Raw genomic sequence first — 6,765 nt, forward strand, 5'->3', positions numbered from 1 at the left:
CGGACGTCCAGGCCATCACAATCCCGCCGCCCTGCCCACGCCGAGCGTGCCCGCACCGCTTGAGCCGGCATTGCGATGGGGTGGCGGTCCGCGGCCCTATTGACAAATTTTCCTGTCAAGTGGAATCTGAGAGCGTGCTCGGATACGTGGAGGAGCCGGAGAAGGTCCGGATGGCGCTGTCGCCGATCCGGCGGCAGCTGCTCGACCTGCTCCGCGAGCCGTCGTCGGCGACTCAGCTCGCGGCCGCGCTGGACCTGCCCCGGCAGCGGGTGAACTACCACCTGCGGGAGCTGGAGAAGGCCGGCCTGGTCGAGCTCGTCGAGGAGCGCCGGCGGCGCGGGTTCACCGAGCGGATCCTGCGGGCGTCCGCCGCGACCCTGGTCGTCGACCCGGGCGTGATGGGCCGGGCGTTCAGCACCATCCAGGACCAGTACGCCGCCGAGCACCTGGTGGAAGTCGCCGCCGGCGCCGTTCGGGACGTGGCCCGGATGCAGACCGCGGCCGATGCCGAGGGCAAGCGACTGCTGACGTTCACGCTCGAGGCCGAGGTGCGGTTCGCCGCGCCCGGCGACGTGCACCGCTTCACCGACGCGCTGACCGAGGCGATCCGGCGGACGGTCGAGGAGTTCGACAGCGAGGGCGGTCGCCCGTACCGGCTGATCGCGGGCGGCCACCCGGCGTCCCGTCGTACCGAAGGAGACAAGGCATGAGTGAGGAACGACCCCGGATCGTGGTGACCGTGGCCGCGCCGGTCGAGGCGGTCTGGGACGCGCTGCGGGACAAGAAGAAGATCCGGCACTGGCACGGCTGGGAGTACGAGGGGACCCAGGGCGGGCTCGACGAGGAGATCGACCTGATCTACTTCACCGAGGTCACGGCCGACGCAGCGCATGCGGTCCTGACGCTCGGGAACGGCGACGAGTTCGTGATCGAGCCGGTGGAGGGCGGATCGCGGATCACGCTGACCAGAGCGGCGTACGGCGCCAACCCCGAGTGGGACGCGTACTACGACGACATCACCGAGGGCTGGATCACCTTCATGAACCAGCTCCGGTTCGCGGTCGAGATCCACCCGGGCGAGCCGCGGCGGACGCTGTTCTACTCGGGCGCCGGCGCCCGCTCACCGATCACGGAGCTGGGGATCGAAGTGCGGCCGGCCGGGACGCCGTACGAGCTGGATCTGGTTGGCGAGCAGGCCAAGGGGCAGGTGTGGTTCACGTCTGACCACCAGGTCGGGCTGACCGTCGACGGGTGGGGCAACGGACTGCTGGTCGTCAGCCACGTCCCGCCGAACGAGAAGAAACCGGACGGCGCTTCGATGGCGGTCCTCTCCCTGTACGGCGACGTGGACCGCGACGCACTCGAGCAGCGGTGGAAGGCGTGGTGGGAGGAGCGCTACCCGGTCCCGCTTGACCTCGGCGGCTGAGGCTTCGTCCTCCACGACGCGACGCACCTGCTTCATCTGCAGAATATCTTCACACATCGGCTGACACGGTCGTGACAGTGCGCAAAGGTGTCAGCACTCTCGGTCTTCTTTTCGTGGTTACCCGGGAGTACATTCTCGCCACGGTGGCCGGCACGGGGGTCCGGGCGGTCACCGACCTCCGGCGAGAGAGGCCCTCCGGTGAAGATTCCGCCCCGCTCTTTTTCGGTGCCCGCAGTTCTCGTGCTCTCCATGGCCGGCCTTGGCCTGGTCGCAACCCCCGCGCACGCCGACGGACCCGGGACAGGTACGCCGTACGTCGTGACCGTCGGCGACTCGTACATCTCGGGTGAAGCCGGCCGCTGGGCCGGCAGCTCCAACAACTCCGAAGCACCCGCGGACGCGCTCGGCGCACACGCCTACCACGACAACGCGAGCGGCACCGCCGAGGTGATCCCACGCTGCCACCGCAGCCGCTCGGCCGAGGCGTACATCGGCGGCGGGGTCGGCGGTCTGAACCTCGCCTGCTCGGGCGCCCGCACGACCACCAGCACCGGCGACTACTTCAAACCCGGGCTCGACTTCTACGACGACGGCGCCGGGCATCTCGGCCAGGCGAAACTGCTGCAGCAGTTCGCCGGGAACCACAACGTGCGGCAAGTGGTCGTGTCGATCGGCGGCAACGACTTCAACTTCGCCTCGATCGTCACGCAGTGCGTGAGCAACTTCCTGCTGTCGCCGTCGTGGAACCCGGACTACTGCAAGGACGACTCCTCGGTGGTCGCGAACTTCACGACCGCCAACGTGACCGCCGTACGCGGTCGGATCGCCGCTGCGTTCCAGAACGTCCGGACCGCGATGCGGAACGCAGGGTACGCCGACAACGGGTGGACGCTGCTCGTGCAGACGTACCCGTCGCCGATCCCGGCCGGCAGCGGGATCCGGTACGGGCAGAGCGGTTTCACGCGGCAGAGCGTCGGCGGCTGCGGCTTCTGGAACGCGGACGCCGACTGGGCGAACAGCACCGCCCTCCTCACCATCAACAACACGGTCCGCGCGGCGATCAGCCAGTCGGGGTTGAGCAACACGCGATTGCTTGAGCTGCAGTCGGCGTTCAACGGGCGGCGGCTGTGCGAGAAGAGCGTCGGGCTGTACGAGGAGGTCGGGCTGAGCTCGTGGACCCAGTCGACCGCGGTCGACAAGACCGAGTGGGTCAACCAGATCCGCACGGTCACAACGGTCGGCTCCAACTACTACATCCAGGAATCCCTACACCCCAACTACTGGGCCCAACTGGCCACCCGCTCCTGCATACGCCAGACCTACACCCAAAACCGAGGAGGCACCTGCACAATCTCGGGCCCCGGCCTACTCAACGGCGAGCCGCGGATGGTCCTCAACTAACAGGCGCCTGGAACCTGCGTACGGCGGCCTCACCCCGAGGCCGCCGGACGGCGCTGACCTCACGGAACACCCCACCTCCCACCCGACCACCTCACCGCGCACACTTCCCACCCGACAACTGCACTCCCGCGGCCGTCGTACGAGCTGCTGTCTTCGACGGGACTGCCGGCCGAACGGCGTGCATGTCGCACGCTGGCGTCGTACGGCGTGCAGGTGCCGGGGGATCGCCGTACGGCGCTGGCTTCGACGGGACTGGCGTACGACGTGCATGTCGCATGCTGGCGTCGTACGGCGTGCTGCTCTCGGCAGGACCGCCGTACGACTTGCTGGTCTTCGGAGTCGTCGTGCGGCGGGCGGCGGGTGTTGGCGAGGGTGTCGGACGGCGGGCTGGTCCTGCTGGGGCGTGATCTGGGTGTGACTTTTGGTGGGGGTGAGGCGGGGGTTGGGGTGGATCTGGGTGTGACGCGGCTCATGCGGGCGGGGCGGTCTGGACCTGGTGTGGGTCGGGCAGGCACAATCGCGCAGACGGGTTGGCTGCCGGGTGGGGTGTTAGTGGAAACCGAATTCGCGCTGTCGCTCGGTTCGCAGCGGTGGACGCTGCCTGCCGACGGCGACACGTTCACTATCGGCCGCGGTTCGAACGCCGACATCAGGCTGCCGTCGGACGACCAGATCTCCCGCATCCACGCCCGCCTGAACCGTTCCGGCGGCACGTGGACCCTCGTCGACGAGTCCCGCAACGGCACGGCCCTCAACGGCCGCCGCCTCGCCGCGCCCACCGCCCTCACCAACAACGACCGAATCCACATCGGCCGCTCAGTCCTCACCTTCCACGAATCCACCACCCGCTCCACCCCCGCGTCCTCAGCTCCCGCACCGACGCCGGCTCGCGTCCCCGCTGCACCTACGACGCCCGCCGGTGGCCTGGCCGCAGGCGGTGCCTCCGTACTCCCGCCGACCGCGGGCGGTACCTCGACGACCCCGCCCGCCACACCCCGCCCCGATACGTCCGCATCCGCGGGCGGCCTGGCGAGCGGCGACACCCCGGCTCCTCCACCCGAACCACCACGCGCAGCTCCCCCAGCTCAAACCGCGCCGGCCGCAGGCGGCACCTCGTCGACGCCGCCGGCTGCATCCCGGCCCGACCACGCATCCACCGACGGTCTAGCTGCCGGCAACACCCCGGCTCCCCCGCGCCAGCCCCCGGCCCAAGCCGGGCAAGGCGGCATGCCGCCGTACGGCGACGTCCCGGGCGCCCAACCGCAAGGCGGGGTCGTAGGCCCGTCGGCACGAGACGAGGCAGGCGCGTCAGCCCAGCGCGAGGCAGGTGGCCTGGCGGCTCGAGGCGAGTCAGGTGGCCTGACGGCCCGAGGCGAGGCAGGCGGCCCGGCGGCTCGGGGTGAGGCGGGGTACAGCCCCGAAGCAGCACCTCACCGGGCGGCCGATGCACCAGGCACGGCGCCGTCGGTCGGTGCGGCTGGCTCGCCGCGGACGACGTGGTCGGCGGATGCGGCTGGCGAGGCGGCTCGGGACGGGGCGGGTAGTGCCGCCGCGGGGCGGGTGGGGGCTTCTGGCAACTTGGCGCAGGGTGGCTCGGAGTCTGTTGGTGAGGGGAACGCTGCGTTCTGGGATGACCTGGCTGGTGAGGCCGGGCCGCGGGACGAGTGGGAGGACGGGGTCCAGGTCGGTTGGGTGGATGCCGACGAGAACGCGTCCGGGGCGGCTTGGGCGGCTTATCCTTCGGCGGACAATCCGGAGCCGGCTCGGTCGCCTTGGTCGGAGGGGAAGCGGCCGGCGTTGGTGCGGCCTGAAGGTGGGCCGGCCAATTGGTCCGAGTCGTCCGGCTGGCCGGATTCGGCGTTCGACCAGCAGCAGTCTTCGACGCCTGCCCCGACGCCCCGCCAGCCGGAGCAGCCGGTACGGCGTGGCCCGGTAGCGACCGAGGAGTCGGCGGTCGGCCGTGTGCGGCTGGTACGTGCGCTCCTGGTCGGGGCCGCCGTACTCGGGCTCGGCCTCGTCATCAACGTGGTCGCGACGTTCTTCGCGGACGGCGTCGGCGGCTCTCTGCGCTGGCTGGTCCCACCGGCGATCGCACTGATCGCGGCCATGGTCGTCGCCTTGCTCGACGCGATCGCCTCCGAGGACCGCCCCCGCGCCGGCCGGCTCGACGTACCGGTGCTGGTTGCGATCGGCGCCGTACTGCTCGCCGTCGGCGTCGGCGGGTTCGCGCTCACCGCAGGAGTCGAGTACGCCGCCGCCTACGTGACCGGCAAGGAGTCGGGCGAGGACCGCCTGATCAAACCCGTCGCCCGGACCGGCGCCGGAGTGACCGTCACGGTCGAGAACGTCACGTACACGAGCCACTTCACCCGGGTCGAGGTCGCGATCAGCAACGGCAGCGATCAGCCGCTGAGACTCCCCCTCGACGGCCAGGCCGCCTTCACCGGCGCGGACGGGAACTCCTTGAAGGCCGACGGCTTCCGCAGCCAGTGGCCGGACTCGATCGCCGCCGGCGCCGTCGAGCACGGCACGATCACCTTCAAGGGCCACCTGCCCGAAGGCCTGACCGCCGCCACTCTCACCCTGCGCTCGGGCAACCCCGCGATCGCCGTCCCCGGTCTCGCCCTCAGCAACTGACCTCACCAACCAGAACAACATCGAAAATTGATATAGTTCACCGGGTGACAGTAGACGTCGACCGGCTGACGACGGTGATCGAGGACTTCAACACGATCTTCATCCGGCTGCCCTCGGTGCAGCGGTTCAACTTCTCGACGCTGTCCGTGCTGCACACGCTGGCGCGGAGCGGGCCGCTGCGGCTGACGGATCTCCTGAAGACCGAGCAGCTCAAGCAGCCCGCGCTGACCAGCCTGGTCGGGAAGCTCGAGCAGGACGGGCTGATCACGCGCCGCCCGGACCCCACCGACGGCCGCGCGATGCTGCTGTCGCTCACCCGGGAAGGCCGCGACATCGTCCGGTCCCGGCACGCGAACCGGGTCGCCGAGCTGACCCGGCTCATCGACCAGCTGACCGACGACGAACGCGCCGTGCTCGCGGGCTCGATGCAGGTCCTGACCCGCCTGACCGAGATCGCCGCCGAGATCGCCACCGAGGATGCCTGAGGCAACCATGAAGAATCTGGAACAGACCCCGATCCACGTGCCCGACGAGGTGCTCGACGACCTGCGCGACCGGCTGCGCGCGACCAAGTGGCCGCTCGACGTGGGCAACAAGGACGGCTTCTACGGCGTACGTCGTACCGACCTGCAAGCGCTCGTGGAGTACTGGGCCGACGGGTACGACTGGCGCGCGGCGGAGCGGGCGATGAACGCCTACGAGCAGTACCGCGTCGACGTCTCCGACGTACCGGTGCACTTCATGCGCAAGCCCGGCGTCGGCCCGGATCCGACGCCGCTGATCCTGAGTCACGGCTGGCCGTGGACGTTCTGGCACTGGTCGAAGGTGATCGATCCGCTCGCCGACCCCGCGTCATACGGCGGTGATCCCGCCGACGCGTTCGACGTGATCGTGCCGTCGCTGCCCGGGTTCGGTTTCTCCACCCCGCTTACCGGGCGGCCGGACATGAACTTCTGGAAGATCGCCGACGTCTGGCACGAGCTGATGACCGAAGTCCTCGGGTACGACCGGTACGCCGCCGGCGGCTGTGACGTCGGCGCACTCGTCACCGGGCAACTCGGGCACAAGTACGCCGACGAGCTCTACGGGATCCACATCGGTTCGGGCCTGAAACTCTCGTTCTTCAACGGAGACCGGGCGTGGGACTTCAGCGGCGGCCACCCGATCCCGCCGAACCTGCCGCCGGAGGTGCACGCCCGCATCATCGAGCTGGACCGGAAGTTCGCCTCCCACCTGGCGACGCACGCCCCGGCGGGGCCGACGATCACCGTGGCCGTCGTACTGCTGCTGCTCGGCGCGGT

At 70.0% G+C, this 6,765-nt stretch carries 7 protein-coding genes; all 7 read left to right on the forward strand.

The window, feature by feature from the left end; all coding sequences use genetic code 11:
* Positions 1 to 134: 134 nt before the first annotated feature.
* A complete protein-coding gene (locus ACWCOV_RS34690) occupies positions 135 to 710 on the forward strand; it encodes an ArsR/SmtB family transcription factor (protein ID WP_449833593.1) in 576 nt (191 codons plus the stop codon).
* On the forward strand, positions 707 to 1,426 hold the full coding sequence (locus tag ACWCOV_RS34695) for an SRPBCC family protein (protein ID WP_449833594.1): 720 nt from the start codon (positions 707 to 709) through the stop codon (positions 1,424 to 1,426). Before ACWCOV_RS34690 ends, ACWCOV_RS34695 begins: the two co-directional genes overlap by 4 nt.
* Before the next feature lie 225 nt (positions 1,427 to 1,651).
* Positions 1,652 to 2,827, forward strand: a complete 1,176-nt coding sequence (locus tag ACWCOV_RS34700) for a hypothetical protein (RefSeq protein ID WP_449833595.1) — start codon at positions 1,652 to 1,654, stop codon at positions 2,825 to 2,827.
* Positions 2,828 to 3,009: 182 nt separating this feature from the next.
* Positions 3,010 to 3,234 carry a hypothetical protein gene (locus ACWCOV_RS34705; RefSeq protein ID WP_449833596.1) on the forward strand — a complete coding sequence of 75 codons (225 nt, stop codon included), beginning with the start codon at positions 3,010 to 3,012 and terminating at the stop codon, positions 3,232 to 3,234.
* A 145-nt stretch (positions 3,235 to 3,379) separates the two neighbouring features.
* On the forward strand, positions 3,380 to 5,464 hold the full coding sequence (locus tag ACWCOV_RS34710; RefSeq protein ID WP_449833597.1) for an FHA domain-containing protein: 2,085 nt from the start codon (positions 3,380 to 3,382) through the stop codon (positions 5,462 to 5,464).
* 44 nt (positions 5,465 to 5,508) lie between these two features.
* Complete coding sequence (locus ACWCOV_RS34715; RefSeq protein ID WP_449833598.1) at positions 5,509 to 5,949, forward strand: MarR family transcriptional regulator; 441 nt, start codon at positions 5,509 to 5,511, stop codon at positions 5,947 to 5,949.
* 7 nt (positions 5,950 to 5,956) lie between these two features.
* Positions 5,957 to 6,765: epoxide hydrolase family protein (locus tag ACWCOV_RS34720; protein ID WP_449833599.1), on the forward strand; the 809-nt coding region annotated here is incomplete at its 3' end.

The organism is Kribbella sp. NPDC002412 (assembly GCF_053592935.1).